Raw genomic sequence first — 2,102 nt, forward strand, 5'->3', positions numbered from 1 at the left:
TGTGTATGGAGCACGTAAAGGTACCTATAACGCTCGAATCAATCGGATTTGTCCATAATTCAATCTATCAACAACAACACTCCCCTGAGTCAAAACTAGAGTTGTTCGCAGCTAACCTCGAATATTACGCTCAACAACGCGATTTTATGGCTCAAGACACAACTTCCGGTTTGAGCAGCGATTTACGTTTTGGAACTGTTTCTATTCGTGCAGTGTTAAGATGGATAAGCCTACAAAAAAAAGTGGGGATTGATACCGAGCCCTTTTTCAGACAGCTCATCTTTCGAGAATTTTACGCCATGCTTTTAGTCCATTTTCCCCATCTCAACGAACGTAATTTTCGCTATCCGTTCAAAGGGATACCAAACATAGACTCCTTTGATGCATTTTGCACAGCTAAAACAGGAGTCCCAATTGTTGATGCAGGAATAAGAGAGCTTTTGCAGACAGGCCAAATGCATAATCGTGTACGGATGATCACCGCCTCTTTTTTTACCAAAAATCTCTTGTTGCCATGGCAATGGGGGGAGCATTTTTTTTCAAAACATCTAATGGATTACGATGCGAGTTCCAATATTCTTTCCTGGCAATGGAGTGCAGGTACGGGGGTTGATCCGCAACCTTATTTTCGAATTTTCAACCCTTATACCCAGGCGAAAAAATTTGATCCGGAAGGTAAATATATTCACCGATGGATCCCGGAATTGAGTTCAATTTCTCCTCAAATACTCCATAATGAAGAGGTCTTGAATCTGTTGGTTCTCAATAACTATCCGCATCCCATCGTTAGTCATAAAGTCAGTTCAAAAGAAGCATTAAAGTATTTTTACGAAAATCTATAGCACGCTTTCAAGTTATTTGGAACAAACCAACTTATTCCTACCGCTATTTTTAGCTTCATAAAGAGCTTCATCAATTCGCCCTATATTTTCATGGATACTTTGATTTTTAATCAATCCTCCAACCCCTATACTAATTGTTAGAGCATGATCTAATCCAAATGGATATTTTTCAACTGTTTGACGAAGGTTCTCAGCAGCACTCAGTGCTTGAGAACGAGAAATGTGCGGTAAAATCACGATAAATTCCTCGCCTCCCCATCGTCCGATTATATCAGTGCTACGAAATGAATTAGTAAAAATAACTGCCATTTTTTGTAAAACAAGATCACCTGTTTGGTGACCTTTAGTATCATTTACATGTTTAAATAAATCAATATCAATCATCATTACACTACAATCATAGGTATCGTATCTATTAACTTTTTGATACTCTGAGACTAAGATTTCATCTATTTTCTGGCGATTGTATAAACCGGTAAGCTTATCTGTAATTGATAGTTCCAAGAGTTTTTTGTTATATCGTTTTAAAATAACATAACGCCATGAAAAAGCAAGTATTCCTAATAACACTACACCTAGAAATTTCCAAATGAGTGATCTATCTAACCATGCAACTTGTTCAATTGTTGATGACCAACGATTGTAAATACCTTGCATTGTTGCATCATCGAGCTGTACAACCAATTTTTCAAAAATAGTATGAAGCTCTGTTTCATCATTACGAGTTGCGATACCAAGCTCGATTTTTTCATCCAAGCGAGAAGATATTTTTAAAATACCGGTATATTCTTTTTGGATATAAGATGAAACAACCATCAAATTGTCTATATAGCCATAAACTTCACCATTTTCAACCATCTTAAGACCATCATAAATATTTTTTACCTCAATAATACTAAGCTCTGGGTAGGCTGTTTTAAGCTTCTCTGTAATGGCATACCCTTTTACTGCAGCCAATTTTTGTGTGGTAAGGTTTACAATATTACCGATAAATGGTTTATCCATCGTAGTTACCATAACAATAGGCAACGTTATATAAGGAGAAGTAAAATCTAAATATTTTAACCGACTTGGTGTCGTTGCTGCTAAAGAAAGGATATCGCATTCCCGTTTTTGTGCAAGCTGAAGCGATTCATCCCATGAATCTACCGGAATAAATTCGATCGAAATACCCAGTTTATATTCAAATCCCTGTATGACATCCGCCGCAATCCCCGTGTGCTTTCCATTCTCAATAGCTTCAAACGGATACCATTGCGG

2 protein-coding genes are annotated in these 2,102 nt (G+C 37.2%); one reads left to right on the forward strand and one right to left on the reverse strand.

The features are described from left to right. Positions 1 to 842, forward strand: an 842-nt coding sequence (locus WA010_RS06535; RefSeq protein WP_422556337.1) for a cryptochrome/photolyase family protein, incomplete at its 5' end; no start/stop codon positions are given. A 12-nt stretch (positions 843 to 854) separates the two neighbouring features. On the opposite strand, the gene WA010_RS06540 is transcribed toward WA010_RS06535, so the two are convergent. Then, a partial coding sequence (locus WA010_RS06540; RefSeq protein ID WP_422556338.1) for a diguanylate cyclase occupies positions 855 to 2,102 on the reverse strand: 1,248 nt, incomplete at its 5' end.

Origin of the sequence: Sulfuricurvum sp., from assembly GCF_049305995.1 — a bacterium.
GTDB lineage: Bacteria > Campylobacterota > Campylobacteria > Campylobacterales > Sulfurimonadaceae > Sulfuricurvum.